The organism is Paenibacillus sp. J2TS4 (assembly GCF_018403245.1).
GTDB lineage: Bacteria > Bacillota > Bacilli > Paenibacillales > NBRC-103111 > Paenibacillus_L.
In genome coordinates this window covers 203,154-221,469 of record NZ_BOSH01000007.1, presented here as the reverse complement: position 1 = coordinate 221,469, position 18,316 = coordinate 203,154, and the positions used below count along the sequence as shown (strand labels likewise).

9 protein-coding genes, 1 pseudogene and 3 riboswitches are annotated in these 18,316 nt (G+C 45.0%); of the genes and pseudogenes, 9 read left to right on the top strand and 1 reads right to left on the bottom strand.

What is annotated here, in order from left to right; genetic code table 11:
• Nucleotides 1-138 precede the first annotated feature (138 nt).
• A complete protein-coding gene (locus tag KJS69_RS16720) occupies nucleotides 139-1,698 on the top strand; it encodes a PAS domain S-box protein (protein ID WP_213584915.1) in 1,560 nt (519 codons plus the stop codon).
• 830 nt (nucleotides 1,699-2,528) lie between these two features.
• Here KJS69_RS16720 and KJS69_RS29720 read toward each other — a convergent pair.
• A pseudogene (locus KJS69_RS29720) lies at nucleotides 2,529-2,999 on the bottom strand (RNA polymerase sigma factor); the annotation flags it as partial.
• Nucleotides 3,000-3,583: 584 nt separating this feature from the next.
• A riboswitch (cyclic di-GMP riboswitch) is annotated at nucleotides 3,584-3,671 on the top strand.
• Nucleotides 3,672-3,923: 252 nt separating this feature from the next.
• Between KJS69_RS29720 and KJS69_RS16715 the strand changes: the two are divergent.
• The 8 genes from KJS69_RS16715 to KJS69_RS16680 all read left to right on the top strand — a co-directional run bounded on the left by KJS69_RS16715 (nucleotide 3,924) and on the right by KJS69_RS16680 (nucleotide 18,232).
• Nucleotides 3,924-7,709, top strand: coding sequence for a MucBP domain-containing protein (locus tag KJS69_RS16715; protein ID WP_213584914.1), 3,786 nt, complete (start codon nucleotides 3,924-3,926; stop codon nucleotides 7,707-7,709).
• A gap of 60 nt (nucleotides 7,710-7,769) precedes the next feature.
• Nucleotides 7,770-8,441, top strand: a complete 672-nt coding sequence (locus tag KJS69_RS16710) for a class D sortase (protein ID WP_249730567.1) — start codon at nucleotides 7,770-7,772, stop codon at nucleotides 8,439-8,441.
• A gap of 69 nt (nucleotides 8,442-8,510) precedes the next feature.
• Nucleotides 8,511-8,591, top strand: a riboswitch (cyclic di-GMP riboswitch).
• A 54-nt stretch (nucleotides 8,592-8,645) separates the two neighbouring features.
• A riboswitch (cyclic di-GMP riboswitch) is annotated at nucleotides 8,646-8,726 on the top strand.
• Nucleotides 8,727-8,739: 13 nt separating this feature from the next.
• On the top strand, nucleotides 8,740-9,540 hold the full coding sequence (locus KJS69_RS16705) for a transglutaminase-like domain-containing protein (protein WP_213584913.1): 801 nt from the start codon (nucleotides 8,740-8,742) through the stop codon (nucleotides 9,538-9,540).
• Nucleotides 9,541-9,787: 247 nt separating this feature from the next.
• Nucleotides 9,788-10,363 (top strand): class D sortase, encoded by a 576-nt coding sequence (locus tag KJS69_RS16700; protein ID WP_249730566.1) that lies wholly within the window; start codon nucleotides 9,788-9,790, stop codon nucleotides 10,361-10,363.
• A gap of 174 nt (nucleotides 10,364-10,537) precedes the next feature.
• The gene (locus KJS69_RS29995) at nucleotides 10,538-14,401 is read left to right on the top strand and encodes a collagen binding domain-containing protein (RefSeq protein ID WP_213584912.1); all 3,864 of its coding nucleotides are present in this window, start codon (nucleotides 10,538-10,540) and stop codon (nucleotides 14,399-14,401) included.
• A 560-nt stretch (nucleotides 14,402-14,961) separates the two neighbouring features.
• The gene (locus tag KJS69_RS16690) at nucleotides 14,962-15,258 is read left to right on the top strand and encodes a DUF4359 domain-containing protein (RefSeq protein ID WP_213584911.1); all 297 of its coding nucleotides are present in this window, start codon (nucleotides 14,962-14,964) and stop codon (nucleotides 15,256-15,258) included.
• A 324-nt stretch (nucleotides 15,259-15,582) separates the two neighbouring features.
• Nucleotides 15,583-17,130 carry an extracellular solute-binding protein gene (locus KJS69_RS16685; RefSeq protein WP_213584910.1) on the top strand — a complete coding sequence of 516 codons (1,548 nt, stop codon included), beginning with the start codon at nucleotides 15,583-15,585 and terminating at the stop codon, nucleotides 17,128-17,130.
• Between the two features lie 145 nt (nucleotides 17,131-17,275).
• On the top strand, nucleotides 17,276-18,232 hold the full coding sequence (locus KJS69_RS16680; protein WP_249730565.1) for an ABC transporter permease: 957 nt from the start codon (nucleotides 17,276-17,278) through the stop codon (nucleotides 18,230-18,232).
• Nucleotides 18,233-18,316: the final 84 nt, after the last annotated feature.

Here is an 18,316-nt window from a genome sequence, read left to right as displayed (position 1 = left end):
GATGGTTAACGGGGGAGGACACCTTTCGGGTGTCTTTTTATGTTTTATTGGGCTTAAATCCCTATTTTTGCAGGATGTTTACTGAATAATTGAATCTTATGATGAGTGATGTGCTATAGTTTTCTAGGGAGGTTAATTTTGACATTTTGGTGCAAAGCGAGGGATAGAGATTTGAAAAATAACCAGTATTCGGGCTTGCCGAAAGTTTCTTTCAACTATGGACTATTTGAAAATCACTCTGACGCCATTTATATCACGGGCCTCCAGGGGGACATTGTTTATGCGAACCCGGCAGCATCAGACCTGTTTGGTTACTCCAAAATTGAACTGATCAACCGTCATTACAAGGAAGTTATGAATTCCGAGGATTTGGAAGCTTTTCATTATTATTTTCAAAGGGCGGTTGAAGGGGAGACCCATGAGTTCGAACTGGCAATGAACAGCGGCAAGAGGAACAGAATCCTCCTTCGGGTTATGATGGTTCCGAACGAAATAGAGGATCAGCCAGTCAGTATTGCCGTATACATAAGAGAGATCACTGAGCGTAAAAAAGCGGAGAACGACAACCTGGAGACTTCCAGAGGGCTCTGCGAATCTTTTATTGAAAATAATCGCGATCCCATTCTGTTATTGGATCTTGAGGCCACCATCGTGTTGGCAAATCGGGCTTTCTCGCAATTGCTGGGATGGCGCAAAGAGAATTTGGAAGGGGTTCACATTCTGGATTGTCCCTCTATTCCACCTAATCTTGTGGAACAAATGAAGGACTATTATGAGCGAGTCACTGCCGCCGCCTTCAGCTCCAAGCTGGCCACTGATTCTGAGCTGGCCACTCTGCAGACCATCCGAATGACGAACGAAGGAGAAGAGCATCAGATGCTGCTCTCCATTACACCTATATATGATCAATCCGGAAGCGTTTGCAACTGGGCGGTTCATCTAAGAGATGTGACGGATCATAAACAATTGGAGGAAAGACTGGAGCGTATCACTTTGGCGCAGGCCGTTTCTAATCAGCTGACACAGTTAGAGCATTTGCAGACGGTAAGCCAGCTAGCCGCCAGCATATCGCATGAAGTGAGGAATCCGCTTACAGTCACTAGAGGATTCATTCAATTATTACGGGATACGGTAGTTACCGAGGAGAAAAAGAAGCAGTACATCAGCATAAGCTTAGCTGAATTGGACCGGGCCGAGCATATCATAACGGATTATCTTTCCTTCGCCAAGCCTTCGCTGGACAATGTAGAGCTGCTGGAGTTGAACCGGGAGCTGGATTACATTGTTCAAGTTATTAAACCGTATGCCATCATGGGAAATATAAGTGTTCGCCTGATCAAGAATGAAGCAAAGCCCATATATATTATCGGGGAAGAAAAGAAGTTCCATCAGTCGCTTATTAATTTTATTAAAAATGGGATCGAAGCGATGGAGCTAGGCGGAGAATTGACGATTCGAATAACGGAGAAGGATGATAAGGCGACGATAGTTATTCGGGATACGGGGAAGGGGATGAATGCCGAACAGCTTCGCAAGCTGGGCACCCCCTTCTATACAACCAAGGATAAAGGCACCGGGCTCGGCATTATGGTTTCCTTCAGCATTATTAAAGCTATGGAGGGGGATTGCGAAGTGGAGAGTGAGCCGGGAAAAGGCACTTGTTTTATCATTTCTTTTCCCGTCATTCCGCTTCCATAATGTTGTAGTTGGCAGGAGCCTTCGAAAATGCGAGGGCTCCTGCCAGCGTTTAATGAATATTCCCCACCAGAGTCGTAATGGTCTTTCTTTGATGCGGCTTGGGCGGCTGCAATTTTTTGTGGTCTATCACTCCAGAAGGTATCCATCTGCCACAACGACAAACGGCCGCCCTGATTTCTTACCATAGGTCCGCAGATTTCATAGTGACGCAGGTCGAAAGGCAGATCCTCCCGGCTCCAATCCTGAGGGGCTATTGTTGCTGTAGCAATATACCGGCCTCCATCCTTCCGGAGTGGAATCCACTCCTGCTTCAACTCGAAGGCTTTGGCTGCGTCTCCTTGTTCTCCAATATTTTTGGGCAGCAGGGTCCACAGCAGAAAGTTATAGTCCTTGTCAGGATAATAAATCCCGGTTTCCTCTACTGAACAGCGAACATCCATCAAAGCCTGATAATGAAGATCCGCTATGGCGGCAGCGCATTCCTTGTACAAACTATAAGTTTCTACTAGCTGCTCCCGCGTCGTATTCCACAGAATCATGTTGGTTTGAAACTTACCTGGACTAACCTCGGTCAAAAAATCATATTCTGTGAGGTATCTGACTTCATCCTCGATGAAAGGGGGCGGAGTACCGAGTTCATCCGCCAGTTCGTGCACGGCTAAGGGCTTGTGATAAGCGGCATAAATAATGTTCTGTGAGATGGAGCTTCGGAGGAATCTTCCGGTTTCCCCGTCCGGCCCGGGTTGCCCGGTATGACCCATTCCTGCAAAACTAATCGGGTTAAAGCTAAGTTCACCTTTGGTTCGCATGCCATTCATTCCTTTCTTCAATTCTCTCTTGGCTTCGTGCAGATGCCATTTGATTGTTCCGACAGGAAGGTTCAGGGCGGCGGCTATTTCTCTTTGCTTCAAACCATCATAGTAGTACATAACAAGAATACGGCGCTGAAGATGAGACAAGTAGGCTATTTCCCGACGTAATCTTAGGAAGGCCTCTTCATGAATCAATTGATCAACCGGTTCGAGGGAACTGTCTCTCAGTTGTTCGGGGATACCATTAGTGTCGACAGATTTTACCCCCTTCTGATTCAGCCACTGAATCCAGGTATAACGGGCCACAGTCCAAACATAGGAATCCATGTTATGAATCAGAGTTCCTGATGCTAGTGATTTCATTAGCTGCAAAAAGATTTCTTGGGACAAGTCTTCCGCAGCCTGCCTGTTGCCCGTTCGGTTCAGTGCATAGCCGAATACGGGTTTAACATAATTTTGCAAGTGTTCCTTCCATGATTGCCCGAGCATTGAATCCTCTCCCTTAAGCTGCCTGTCATTAATAAAGTGGGCATGACTCAAAAAAGGTTGGAGAAAAGTTTAGATAAAAATTTAAAAGTTGAAATAAAAGCGCTTTCTAAAGCGAAACTTGGACAGACCAATTGGAAAATTTATAAGCTCTCTATTAATGACGTGCAACTAAGATCGTACGAAAAAACCGCGCCGTTTGATTATAGAAACACCATAGACCTTGATCAGTCCAGACAGGGCCTACGGAAATTTTAACGGACTTTTTCGGAAAAATGTACCTGCTAAGGGTAGCGAATGGGTCGTACAAGATACTCATAAAACTCAGCGATAAGGTTAAAAATTCCTGTACTATCGCACTCTTTAGGCTGATTTCAACCGAATTCCTAGCAAAAACTGCACTTTTCTTTTTCAGGAAAAAGGGTTACTACAACCTGGAAAACAAAACAGCCGCAAAGGTTACTGCGAACTCACCTTCTTTCGAATTATCCATCGCCTTTTCCACAATTATCGACAGCCTAAAATTTTGTTCAGATTTTGTTCAGAATGGCTTGGTAAAATACTAACGTCTGGAAATATTTCGGATCAATCAAATACGGCACACTAATCGAAAGATTAGGTCGCAAAGCCTTGGAGTCTACGAGTCGAAAGACTTATGATCGTCCGGTTGCAATTTTTAATAATTGCAACCGGACTTTTTTATTGGAAATCGACATTCGCTGGTTTAAAGGCCCGAGTATTTGATTGATGTAGAAATGGGTACGCATCAATGAAAGGAACTTCAAAGATTCGGCGCGCCGGCTTCTGGAGGCAGGCGTTCCCGGATAAGTAAATTTGCCGGGAGGTGACTTTACATAATCATAAAAGTAAAATAATGTATATTCATCTAGAAAATAGGATGAATTGAGAGGTGAGCAAGTAAACAAGATGAAAAAAAGATTCAAAATGACCATGTCCTGGATCGCGATTTTATCCGTTTTGTTCGGACTTCTACCCGTTTCGGCGTTTGCAAGTACCAATGATTGGCCCGGGTGGTCTGATGAACCGGGGGCAATCAATTTGAAAAAGGAAGCCAAGCCGACCGACACGCCGGGCGAATGGGAAATTACCTTGTCGGTTGCGGGGATCAACCTGGAGACGACTTCCGATGTCGTGCTTGTTATCGACAAATCGGGGAGTATGTCCAATAACAACAGACTTACAAATGCCAAGTCTGCAGCCAAGCAGTTTGTCAACTCGCTGCTGACTCCCGATTCCAGGACAAGAATAGCACTTGTCACGTTTAGTACAGATTCTCAGACAGTTTCCAATTTTGTCGGTCCGGACAAAAAGAGCGATTTAATTAGAAGTATCGATCGTATCTCGGCCACCGGCGGCACGAATATTCAGTCGGGCTTGCATACCGCCCAGCAGCTGTTCGACAACAGTACGGCGGATACGAAAGCGATCATTTTATTAAGTGATGGAGAGCCAACGTACAGCTACAGAGCAGCAAAAGCCCAAAGTTATACATGGCCGAACAATAAGTACAATTTCATCCTGTCCGACTTCAATTACAATAACCGTATCGGACCGGGTAATAATTACAATTTGTCCTCGTCGTATACGGTAGACGGGTATAGGGTCAGAACGAACGGCATTGCTACGATATCAGAGGCGAAGGCCGTGATGGATGCGGGGTTGACGATTTATTCGATCGGCCTTGATGTTAGAAACAATGCCAATGCGACTTATGTACTGCAAAATAGCCAGAACGGCGGGTACTACTCTGCTACGAGCGACGAATTAAGCGAAGTGTTTGACGAACTAACGGGAAAAGTGATGTATGCAGCTAGAGAATCCGTTGTTGTCGATCCGATGGGCGAGATGTTCGATCTTAAGATGAAGGGAGCTGCCTTCAGTCCTGACGATTATAAAGCTTCTCAAGGGACGGCAACCTGGAATCCGGAGACAGAAACTTTCTTGTGGGATATCGGTACGATCAGAGAAGGCACTCCGGTAACATTTACTTATACGGTCAAAATTGATTTGTCCAAAAACCCGAAACCGGGGGAATGGTATCCGACCAATAAAACGACAACGATCCACTACAAAGATAATGACGATGACGATAAAGACAAAGATTTTATCGTTCCAGAAGTGGAGTTCGGTAAGGGTTGGATCGTGGTGAATGGTTATCGGGTCAACGGTGCAGGCCTTCCGGTTGACGAATCCGGCAATGTAGTGGAATCTCCGGAAGCTGCGCAACGGTTATACAGCCATTATTATCAAAATAATAACGGACATACGGTGTTGGACCTGAACAAAACTTATTCCGTACCCGCACAGGATGTAGAAGAATTTCTTCTGAAACTGGGCGACAATCCTACCGAGGTAAACCTTACTAAAGATAACTATACTCAAACCGTATGGTTTGGATATATTCACACTCAGGATAGCGGTCCGGTCACTGTGAAGTATGTCGATGAAGAAGGCGAAGAAATTTCTGAATCGAATACATTGACAGGTAAAATCGATGATCCGTACACGACAACAGCGAAAGACATTGCCGACTACGAGTTGAAGGAAACGCCGTCCAATGCCACGGGTGTATTCACCGACCAAGAGCAGACAGTAATCTACGTATATACGAAGAAGCAAGGAGCTTCAGTCACTGTAAAGTACGTGGATGAAGCAGGCAAAGAAATTGCTGATTCGGCAACCTTGAACGGTAAAATCGGCGAAACGTATACAACGAAAGCGAAAGACATTGCCGACTATGAGTTGAAGGAAACCCCGTCCAATGCGGAAGGGGAGTTCACGTACGAAGAGCAGACCGTCACCTATGTGTATACGAAGAAGCAAGGAGCTTCGGTCACTGTAAAGCACGTGGATGAAGCAGGCAAAGAAATTGCTGATTCGGCAACCTTGAACGGTAAAATCGGCGAAACGTATACAACGAAAGCGAAAGACATTGCCGACTATGAGTTGAAGGAAACCCCGTCTAATGCGGAAGGGGAGTTCACGTACGAAGAGCAGACCGTCACCTATGTGTATACGAAGAAGCAAGGAGCTTCGGTCACTGTAAAGCACGTGGATGAAGCAGGCAAAGAAATTGCTGATTCGGCAACCTTGAACGGTAAAATCGGCGAAACGTATACAACGAAAGCGAAAGACATTGCCGACTATGAGTTGAAGGAAACCCCGTCTAATGCGGAAGGGGAGTTCACGTACGAAGAGCAGACCGTCACCTATGTGTATACGAAGAAGCAAGGAGCTTCGGTCACTGTGAAGTATGTCGATGAAGATGGCAATCAACTTACGGATCCGGAAACCTTGAAAGGCAAGGTAGGCGATCCGTATAAGACGGAAGCAAAAGACATCGACGGATACACACTGAAGGAGACTCCGTCCAATGCCACAGGCGTATTCACCGACCAAGAGCAAACGGTTGTCTATGTGTACACGAAAACTGTAGTACCCGGCAAACCGGTGAATGTGATTTACGTCGATGAAGAAGGTAACGAAATTGCTCCTTCGGAAACGTTGAACGGCAACATCGGAGAGCCCTACACGACGGAAGCAAAAGACATTGACGGCTACACGTTGAAGGAAGTGCCGTCCAATGCCGAAGGCACCTTCACCAATGAAATGCAAACCGTCACCTATGTGTACAAGAAAAATCCGGAGCCCGGCGATCCGGTTGTCGTTAAAGAAGTCGATAAGCCGGTCATATCTTCGTTAGATGAACAATTTACGTTTATCACAACGTATACTTTCGGGGATCAGGTGGGCGATTGGTCTCAAGTTACTTTGCGGGATCAGTTGGAACCCGTCTTGCAGGTGAAAAAAGCTGAAGTAAGTGTCAGCGGAAGTGTCTATAGACCTGCAGGCAGCGTTACCGATAATGTATACGGATCTGTAACCAGTGTAACAGATAGCGTATATGGCGGTGGCGGTACTGTGACAGATTATGTATACGGCGAGTTGACCATCAATGGAAACATAGTGACAGTACAACTTCCCAAGGTTGATGGCTCTTACCAATATCTGTCCGGTACAACATACCAGTTAATCATCACAGCTCAGATTTCCCAGGATGCCGATCTCAAAGACTACATCAAAGATGGCAAAATTGTTATTCAGAACATTTCTGAACTGTTGTTGGATGATAAGGTCATCAAATCTAACAGAGTAACAGTTACAAAGCATGATTCCGAAGGTCCCGGCCCTGTTGATCCAGTAGATCCAGTAGATCCGGTAGATCCGGTAGATCCGGTAGATCCAGTAGATCCTGGTCCCGGTCCCGGTCCCGGTCCTATTAAACCAGTAGACCCGGGCAATTCCGATGACTCTGATGATTCAGACGATACGGATAACCCGACCGATTCCGTAAATCCGAAAGATCCGGTAGATTCGAAAGATGATGAGGTCGTAGTTATAGAAGATGAACCTACTCCTAAAGGATCACCGAAAGAAGATTCTTCTAACAACACTTCACCTACTGAAGATGAGCCCACAGAAGAAGTTATCGAAGAGGATATTACCTCTGAGGATGAAACGACACTGGAGGACGAACAAGTTCCTTTAGCAACTACTCCTGAAGAAACGGTTTCTGTGAATGTGCTTCCTCAAACCGGTGAAGAGAGCCCACTTCCGTTCTATATGGCAGGCTTTGGATTGGTTGGTCTCGGTTTGTTGCTTCTAGTCAGAAATAGGAGAAAAATGGTTTAATTCGTTAAGAAGTAAAGAGGCCCGTGTCTCTTTACTTCTTTCTTTAAGAAATGAGTGGTGATGATGCGCAAATTTCCGTATGTTCTTGTTCTTATCGGTATTATTATTTTAGCCTACCCTAAGGCAACCGAATGGTATTATGAGGCAAAACAAGAACGACTAATGGAGGCATGGGAAATGACTTACACCGCCCCCGCTCCATCGAGCGTGCAAGCCAATTTTGAGCAATTGTCGGACATTTTTTTGCAGCCCCCCGCATCGAATGAGGAGACACCAGAAGAGACCGAATTAGGAGCCTCTGACCCGTCGGACGGCAAGGAGCAGCAAGGATCGGGGCCCGATCCAATCGCAACATTAATAATCGACAAAATTGATTTAATGCTGCCGATACTTGAAGGAGCCAGCGAAGAAAATATGAAATATGCCGCCACTCATATGGAAGAAACATCTCCGTTCGGTGAAATTGGGAATGCGGCGGTTGCAGCGCACAGGGTGCGTAAGAAAGGCCGTTTATTCAATCGGCTGGATGAGCTCTCCGTTGGCGACGATATTATTGTCAATCAGCAGGGGGAACAATACCTGTACACGGTATTTAACGTATCAAGAGTAGAGCCGACCGATGTTTCTGTTCTGAACAGGAACGATCAGGATAAAATTCTGACTCTGATTACTTGCGATCCTATAGTCAATCCGACACATCGAATTATCGTGCATGCCAAGATGGAAAATTAACTACTATATTCTGATCACTATTGTAAATATGCTAAATATTTGATACTATTAATATTACAAAGAAGCCTTATACGATAATGGCAAACCTATCGAAAGATAGGGACGCAAAGCTACAGGGCCTTCCCGTAAGGATGGCAGCCAGCTACCGAATGCAGGGGCTTTTTTCTTATCCAAATTTCTATGCTCCATATATTGATAAAGCTAAATCGATAATGGCAAACCTATCGAAAGATAGGGACGCAAAGCTATAGGGCCTTCCCGTAAGGATGGCAGCCAGTTACCGAAAGGAGTTTTATCCATGCGTAGACTTGTGCTTGCAATACTATCCGTATTTGTATGCATATTATCGGTTCCTATCACTGCAGAAGCGGAAGGAAGCGTTAACATTAACTGGCTGGATACTTCCAGAATCGATCAAGGAGTCGTTGGGATCTCTTATAATGTTCCGGCGGATATTCGCATTAAATTGATGGTGACCAAGGAAGGGCAAACCTATACGTATAATTTGTTTAGCTCCCAAGATACAGAATGGTTCCCTCTGCAATTAGGCAATGGTTCGTACAACATTTCTATCATGGAGAATATATCGGGAAATAAATATAAGACTATTCAATCGGATTCGGTTCAATTAGCAGTGGAAGATTCGAATGTAATCTACTTGAATTCCATCCAAAATATAAATTGGACTGAAGCGGATCTGGCCGTTAAGAAGGCAGAAGAATTAACCCGGAACTATAAGACCGATGAAGAAAAAGTAAAAGCAATCTATGAATATATAGTTAATAATATTAGTTATGATTACGAATTGGCTGACGAGATCACGGCCGGCTACATTCCGGATATTGACGATACCCTTACAACGGGTAAAGCCATCTGTTACGGTTATTCTACTTTATTTGCGGCTATGCTGCGAAGTGTAGAGATCCCTGCCAAATTGGTTATGGGTCATTCGCAGTACGTAACAGAATATCACGCTTGGAATGAAGTTTATTTAAATAACGAATGGGTGACTATTGATACTACAATAGATTCAGGTAAGAGCAATACGGCAGCAGTTTATAAAAATTCGGACAAGTATGAAGCCATGAGAGTGTACTAGGGTTTCCGGCATATCGACTAAAATTTATAACCATTTCATTAATAACCAGCTGAATGTTCCAGCTGGTTATTTTATTTTGTTCAGTTTTTGTTCAGAGGACCTTGGTACTATATGTCGATATATTACGGATTGGGAAAGGAGCGGATATTGGAAGCTACCTTTATCTTAAAGAGTGGGAAGGTGAGACAAAATAACTAAAAATAAATGGAAAAGCGGGGCAATTTTACTGCTTTTTGTGGCGGGAATCGTGCTTATTCTCTATCCGTGGTGGGACCGGCATATTCAAGAGAAGAAACAATTGGAAATGTTGGCTCAGTGGGATCTGCTGCAAGAGAAATCTTCTGAACCCTTATCCTCAGAGCCTGTATCCAAGTCCCCTGCGGACTCCTCTCAGGAGGGCGGGGTGGGAACGATCACTATCGATGGCCATGCTGTTCTCGGTACCATCACCATCGATAAGATTGATCTGCGCGAAACCGTGCTGGAAGGTACGGATAAAAAGACCTTGAAAGCAGGGATAGGAACTATCGAAACGGACCGTCATCCAGGACAGCCCGGCAATTTCGCGTTAGCCGGTCACCGCAGCTGGACTTACGGTAAACAATTCAGCCGTCTGGATGAGATGGAGGAAGGCGACCAGATTGTCATTGAGACCCAGAAGGACTCGTATGTCTACTCCGTCGCATCGAAGTTCCTTGTTGAGCCGGATGATTTATCTGTGTTGGACCAGAATGGGGACCTGGAAGAGGTGACTCTCGTTACTTGCGAGCCGGCGTATAACCCAACTCACCGGCTTATTGTCAAGGCTATACGAATAGATTAGTTCGTTATAGGGCCGGGGAACAGATTTTTCCCGTCAGTTTTTAAGGGGAAGGAATACTTTATTAACCGGAAGACCACATCTTAGTAAGGCACAGCTTCATGACTGGGATGGGGTGAATTTCAGCAATTTTTTTCGAAGGAGAAAGTACATACAACCATCCAATGGAGGAAAGATATGAAGAGGAAAGGGAATATTCTGGCCATAGCATTTTTGTTGATTATACAAAATTTTTTCTTTGCCATATCCGGACTGGCCAATCCAATAGTACCGCTTCAGGGAACTGGGAGCACAGTGACGAATGCGGTTTACTTCAGTGATGTGAAAATAACTGAAGATGATGAAGAAACGGTCATCAATGCAGTATACAATCCGGATAGTCGGATCGTCCCGGGTTCAGTTGTTGTTCTGCATTATGATTGGGGGCTTCCAGATGATCATGGATTACAAGGTGGGGAAATCTATCAATTTGAGCTTCCATCAGACTTTGAGCTTTACAACGACATTCCAGAAACTCCTTTATCCACTGATCTGGGGAGTGTAGGAACGTTTTCTGTTGATAAAAGCACAAATATAGTTACTATGAAGTTTAACCAAAATGTAGATCGTTCCAATGTCGGCGGAAAAATCATGATTTGGAGCGCTATTAGGGAAGACCTGGTGGGAGAAACGATAAATAGAGAAATCCATTTTCCCCTTGTAGGCGACGGTAAAATCATACCTATTAACCTGCAGCCCAAGGGAGGGTCGGCTATTCAAAAAGCGGGAACCCCAGATAAAGAATACAATGGGCAGGAATTGTATTGGTCTATAGATATTAATACGAACCTGAAATCCCTCAAGGGGGCATCCGTCAGTGATCCTATTCAAGCGGGCCAGACCTTGCAGATCGATTCCATAGAAGTGTATCGTCTGGATGTGGATCCGCAAGGTAGAGTGACTGAGGGTTCGCTAATAGATCCAAGCGAGTACAATAATCTTTCCGACAATCACGAAGTGAAGATTGAGTTCGGTGACATTGGTTCGGCTTATCAAATTCGGTATACAACAGAGGTTGCCGATCAGAATGACGGACCGATAACATTCAACAATAAAGCAACATTAACTAGCACTGAAAGTGGGGCTCAATCTGCGGAAGCCAGTATATCTGTACGACGCGGGGAGTTGTTGAATAAAAAGGCTGCGGGTTATGATCCGCTAACCCAAATCATTACCTGGGAGATCAAGTTTAACTATGCCCAGAAGAGTATCAGCAAAGAATCTGCTATACTGGAGGATACCTTTACTGGTAGTCAGGAATTAATAAAAGATTCCTTTAAAGTAGAAAAAGTAGCGATCAATCCGGATTCTGGAGATGAGGAGGGTTCCGAAACCGTTACTTCATCGGTTTATACGGTTACATCTTACTCTGAAGGGAACGGATTTACATTTCAGTTTAACGAAGAGATTGATTCGGCTTATAAAATTCAGTATCAAACCAAAGCAACAGATCGGGTTTTCGATGGCGCTACAATAACGAACACGGTTAAGTTTGGAGAAAAAGAGAAGCCGGCCTATCAACCTATTAAACAATTGATTCTAAACAAATGGCATTCGTCAGAGAATCCTAAGCTTGATTACGATAAGAAAACCGTGCAGTGGACAATAACACTTAACGAGGATAGGCATCCGATGAAGGATGTTGTACTCACGGATACTTTCACTAATAAAGGACTTGAATTAGATCCCAAGAGTGTATCTATTACCGGTTTAACCAAAGATGAACACTATATAGTTAACCCTAACGGAACTTATCAAGATGGATTTGTCATTGAGTTCAATGTTCCAATCACTGAAGCCCATACTATTACCTATGTCACTAAATTTGACTCGAGCTCCAGAGAAGATAAGAATCAATGGTTTGTAAACAAAGCACGTTTGGAATGGGCAGATAAGGATGGGAAAGAGCAATATAAGGAAGTCACCGATACATTCAAGCCTGATGAATACACCCAAAACAACGGCTTTAAAAATGGTTCCTACAACGCCGTAGATAAAAAAATCACATGGGAAATTGGCGTGAATTACAATCTGGATAAGATTGAATCTGCTGTTGTAGAGGACTTTATGCCGAAGACTCCGGAGCAAAAGTTTGTAGAGGGGTCTCTTACAGTTCATCATATGGAACTTACAGGAGGACGGAATGGAGTCAAGAAGGGCGATAAAGTCGATGAGGGCGAGTATGAAGTAGAAGACATTACAGATGTCGATGGAAATCCAGGATTCAAAATTACGTTTGAGTCTATTAATACCCCCTACCTCATTACTTATGAAACCTCTCTTGAAGGGACGCTGATTGACGAGGAGTACAGCAATACAGCATGGCTTAAAGAAGGCGATAAACTATTAACCACTTTGCCAGCTAGAGTAGGGATTGACCATGGAACGGAATACACCTATAAAGAAGGTGAGCAGAAAGGCGCCAAGATAGAGTGGAAAGTTTTCATTAACCGCGGACAGTCTCAAATTCCGGCAGGAGCTAAAATCATTGACACGCCCAGTATAAACCAGATCTTGCTTGAGGACACATTTAAACTTTATGGAACAAGGATTTCGGCAAATGGAGAAGTTTCGAAAGATGAGAGTAAAGTATTAGTGGAAGATCAAGACTATACTCTCGAATTCGATACGAATGCCAAGGGTCAAGAAACTTTTGAAATCACATTTATAGAAGATTTTAAGTCTGCCTATGTATTGGAATATCAGTCGTTTATTAACGCGAAGCATAATGAGGTCGTTGAGAACAAGGTTGAATTTCAAGGAGACGGAATTGCCACTGATAAAATGACTTCAAGCAAGCCCATCCAGGTAAAACTGTCAGGCGGATCTGGTACAGGAAGCGGCGAGCTTGGCAGTCTTACGATCACTAAAGTCGATGCCGATAATCCTTCCAAAACATTAGAAGGTGCCGAATTCTCGCTGTACTTTGCTTCGAATGGTAAGCTTATTAGAACATTAACAACGGGAATAGACGGAAAAGTAAAGTTCGAGAATCTTTTGTTTGCGAAATACATCTTGAAAGAAGATAAAGCGCCAGAAGGATATATAATTGAAGTTGCTGAACAACCAATCGAAATTAAAGAAACGATTAAAGATGCTGAGCTTACAGTAAAAAATAAGAGCAAGGATTCTCCAGGCCCAAGCCCAAGCCCAAGCCCAAGTCCGGAACCAACACCAAGTCCGGAACCAACACCAAGTCCGGAACCGACACCAAGTCCGGAACCGACACCAACTCCGGAACCAACACCAAGTCCGGAACCGACACCAAGTCCGGAACCGACACCAAGTCCGGAGCCGACACCAAGTCCGGAGCCGACACCAAGTCCGGAGCCGACACCAAGTCCGGAACCGACACCAAGTCCGGAGCCGACACCAAGTCCGGAACCGACACCAAGTCCGGAGCCGACACCAAGTCCGAAACCGACACCAAGTCCGGAGCCGACACCAAGTCCGGAGCCGACACCAAGTCCGGAACCGACACCAAGTCCGGAACCGACACCAAGTCCGAAGCCGACACCAGGCTCAGACCCGGGTCCGGACCCTGAACCAAGTCCGACACCGAGCCCAAGTCCAGTACCGGGACCAAGTGCGACACCAAGTCCAAGCCCGACACCAGAACCTGAAGTAACAGAATATCCGATTATATCGCCTGTTGAATCTGGTAATGAGGATAAGGATGACGATCCGACTGATAATAACCAAACGGATAATGGTCAAGAACCGGAAGACAACCGGCCGGTTGGGAATCTGCCCGACCCAGAAATATCCGATCAAGAAAAATCGGATAACGAACAGAATGCTGACAACGCTTTGAGCCCGGAGGCTTATCGACCTACAGAGCAAGAGACAAGCGATAGCCCTGAGAATAAGGAAGATTCCACCGGGAAAAAGGGATTGCTGCCGCTGACAGGAGAAACGATGCCTATTACACCATGGGTAGGATTACTTCTTTGTGCCGCAGCCGCGGTGCTCTGGTTCAGACAAAGAGCTTCGAAACGCTAAGGGTTCACCAAAATCCGTTGCCTGAAATAAGGCAACGGATTTTTTTATGCGCTTCTCATTTCTCAATTTACGCAGATTTCTATGGCTCAAAACCAGAATCAGTGCGTCGTCAGATAGGAAAACCAAATTAAGTGCAAATATACACCCCAATGTTACCAGCATGGCCATTTTTGCGATTAAGGTGTAGAAATGCGCTCTATTTTCTACGTTTGGTGAAAATAGAACGATTTCGTTAAATTAAAGGGTACTTTTGCACTTCAATTCCCGTTTTCGGTAAAAGGCTGGATTTAAGAGGCACTTTTGCACTTCAATTTCTTCCTATGTGACAGCATAGGGCGGTCCATCCCAATAGAGGGCCGTCCTTTTTGAAGTGCGGTACAATACGATTTGGAGTATGTTTAAAGGTTCGGAGCCTCTTTCCTTAGGAACGGAAGGATAGCTTTTTTAATGGAACGTTCGCACATTATCCTTCACTAGATTTAAAAGAGTATCTTCTTTAATAGGTCGCTATTGGTTATAATTGCCTATAGCTGAATAATTCTTCGACAGGGGGCAAAAGGTTGAAAAAGAAGTATATCGTGTTCGGGCTCGTGATTATTGTGGCTCTTCTGGCAGCGGCTACCACTCCCAAGAAAGATGATTTTACCAGGTGGATTAAGACGCAAGTCAAGAAAGAGGCGGATAATGTAATCGTTTCTTGGGGCATAGATTTTCTTGGAGATAAGCTGGACGGTCTGATCCAAAGCACAACGACCTGCTCGAACTATGTTGTTTTCACGGTCTGTGAGACCAAATTTACAGATAAAAACAAGATTAAAGCTTTAGGCGTATTTAATAACTTCCTATCTTTACATTGAGTAGAAAAAGGGCCTTCGTACCACTTTCATTGTGGTTCGGGGGTTCTTCTTTTTTAGAGGAGAATAGTCCGGTTTTCAGATCATTGACTATTTTTCAGATCCGGGCATTCGGCTCATGTTCGCATCAAATGTCAGTAGTTTTTTTTAGAGGAAGGGGATAAGATCAATACTGTCGCTGGAGTCGTGATGCAGCTTTCAATATGTTACGTTCAATATGTTACGTTCAATATGATCGATGTTGAATGTGCCATGCTCCATAAGATGAAGAAGGGGCTCCAGAATGGTGATGATCATTTCAAAATTGTGAAGGAGAGAAGGAAGCTTATGAGTAGGAAAATATGGGGGAAAGCAACCAAAACAGCCGCTGCCGCAGCTTTATTAGGCTCTGTATTGGCAGGTTGCGGCGGTGGCGGTTCAAGCTCAGGGACAGAAAAACCGCCGGAATCGTCAGGGCCGACCAGCCATCCTCCGGTCAAGCTGAATATGATGGTCGATTCCCATCCGAACTGGCCGTATAAAGAAGACTGGCCGATATACAAGTACATTAAGGAAGCGACGAACATTGAGTTCAATGTGCAGGCTCCCCCTAATGATTACGGGACGGCGATTAATCTGGCTGTGTCCTCGGGCGATATGCCTGATCTCATGACGATCACGAACCTGGCCACGGCTAATAAACATGGGAATAGCGGGGCATTCCTGAATATCTTCGACCATTTGGACGAGATGCCGAACTACAAGAAGTTTCTTGAGGATCATCCGGAAGTGAAGCAAAGGGTAATGTCCGCCGACGGTAAAAGCTATTACCTTCCGCTCTATGGACTCGAAAAGGAATCCAGGCGTTCGTGGCTGTATCGATCTGACATCTTTGAGAAGCATGACCTGGAGCTTCCGCAAACTTATGATGATTTGTACGAGGTAGCCAAAAAATTAAAGGAACTGTATCCCGACAGCTATCCGCTTGCACTCTTTGGCGGTATGAGTCCGCTCGGTAACATGGCAACAAACTTTAATACTTTTAACTGGCAGTATTACGACTACGACAAGGATGAGTGGAGATACGGTCCGATTGAAGACAATTACAAGCTCATGCTGACCTATTTGAACAAATTTTATAAGGAAGGGCTAATTCCGCCCGATTTCATGTCCATCCAGCGGAAGCAGTTCCAGGACCTGTTTGCCCAGGAGAAAGCTTTCATGGCCGTGGACTACATTGGGTCCATCGACCAGTTGATGTCTCTTCTCAAGGATGAAATTCCAGGGTTTAAAGTCGAGTTTATGCCGCCGCCGGCTGGCGGACCTGAAGGAAAACCGCTGAATGAATATTCCGGCTTTATGCCCAAGGGCTGGTCGGTAGCGAGCAATACCAAAAACAGGGAAGCCGTACTGCGCTATCTCGATTTCCTGTATTCTCCGGAAGGCATTGAGCTTGTGAGCTGGGGCAAGGAAGGCGAAACCTACATTGTCGAGAACGGGGAGAAAAAAATCAACCCGGAATATACCAGCTTTGCCGACTTAAGAACAAGAACGGGGATTGCCACCTACGGATCGTTTACGGCTCATGACATGGAAGGCTTCTTCAAAATGTTTTCTCCCGAAATGCAGGAGGGTTTGAAAGTGATCGACCAATACTCCTTAAACCCTCAGCAGCCGGTCTTTGCTTTTACCGATCAGGAGAACGAGCAGCTTAACATTACAGGCGAGAGCATCAAGAAATATATGGAGGAGAACGTCGGGAAGTTTATTCTCGGTCAGAAATCATTCGATGAATGGGATGCCTATGTCGCTGAAATGGAGAGATTAGGGGTACAGACCTATATCGACATCTACAAACAGGCTCATGACCGGGCGAAAAGCTTCCTGGATAAATAATCACACGGCCCCGTCCAACCGATCGAAGGATTGCAGGGAACATCTAATTCGGCTCCCACGCTTATAAGGGGGCCGCAAGGATCTCTTGTTCGGCAAAGGGCGGGGCCGGAAAGAGAAATACACGCAAGGAGATTGTAAAAAAACTATGTCAACCTCACGTCCTGCTGTAACTGATGTTCAACCAAAGCCTCTTTCCCATACATCACTGGGATATAAAATTAAGCGCGACCGATATCTCCTGCTCATGGTTTTGCCCTGTGTACTGTATTATCTAATTTTCAAGTATGTACCGATCTTCGGGATAGCGATTGCGTTTAAGGACTACAACATGTATAAGGGGGTATTCGCCAGCGATTGGGTGGGCTTGAAATATTTCCGGATGTTTTTTGACAGCCCGGATTTCTTTCCCATTATTCGCAATACCTTCTTGTTGGGCTTTTATAAGCTGGTGTTCGGGTTTCCGGCTCCGATTATTTTGGCCTTGCTGATTAACGAAGTAAGAAACTCTTTTAATAAAAGGTTTGTGCAAACGGTCAGCTACTTGCCGCATTTTATTTCCAATGTTGTAGTGGCCGGGATCGTCGTTATGTTCCTGTCCCCGTCCAACGGGATGGTCAATCGCCTTCTGGAAATGTTGGGTATGGACAAAATCAATTTTATGGTTGAGGCCTCCTGGTTCCGGACGATCTATGTAAGCAGCGATATATGGCAGCATGTCGGGTGGGGAACCATTATCTATTTGGCCGCATTAACGGCGATCGATCCTCAATTGTACGAGGCGTCGAGGATCGACGGGGCGAACCGCTGGCAGCAGACCCTGCATATTACTCTGCCGGGAATAGCTCCGGCCATCGTTATTCTATTAATTCTCGATATCGGAAAGATTATTGAAATCGGCTTCGAGAAGGTATACCTGTTGTCCAGTCCGGTCACCTATGAAACGGCAGATATTCTCAGCACATATGTATACCGCACGGGTCTGGCCAATGGAAATTACAGCTACGCGACCGCCATTGACTTGTTTACCGGAATTATCAGCTTCATCTTTATTATTGGCGCGAATCAAATCAGCAAAAAGGTGAGCGAACACAGCATCTGGTAAGCCGGTGCGGCTCAGGACTTCCCGGCTAAACGTGCGAGTCGGTGTTAGCGGCACGCCAACCATACCTTCCAGGTCTTGTATCAA

Excerpts from the sequence above, each read along its gene's own strand:
- KJS69_RS16715 (WP_213584914.1), top strand. The coding sequence starts at position 3,924 with ATGAAAAAAAGATTCAAAATGACCATGTCCTGGATCGCGATTTTATCC.
- KJS69_RS16710 (WP_249730567.1), top strand. The coding sequence starts at position 7,770 with ATGATGCGCAAATTTCCGTATGTTCTTGTTCTTATCGGTATTATTATT.
- KJS69_RS16705 (WP_213584913.1), top strand. The coding sequence starts at position 8,740 with ATGCGTAGACTTGTGCTTGCAATACTATCCGTATTTGTATGCATATTA.
- KJS69_RS29995 (WP_213584912.1), top strand. The coding sequence starts at position 10,538 with ATGAAGAGGAAAGGGAATATTCTGGCCATAGCATTTTTGTTGATTATA.
- KJS69_RS16685 (WP_213584910.1), top strand. The coding sequence starts at position 15,583 with ATGAGTAGGAAAATATGGGGGAAAGCAACCAAAACAGCCGCTGCCGCA.
- KJS69_RS16680 (WP_249730565.1), top strand. The coding sequence starts at position 17,276 with ATGTCAACCTCACGTCCTGCTGTAACTGATGTTCAACCAAAGCCTCTT.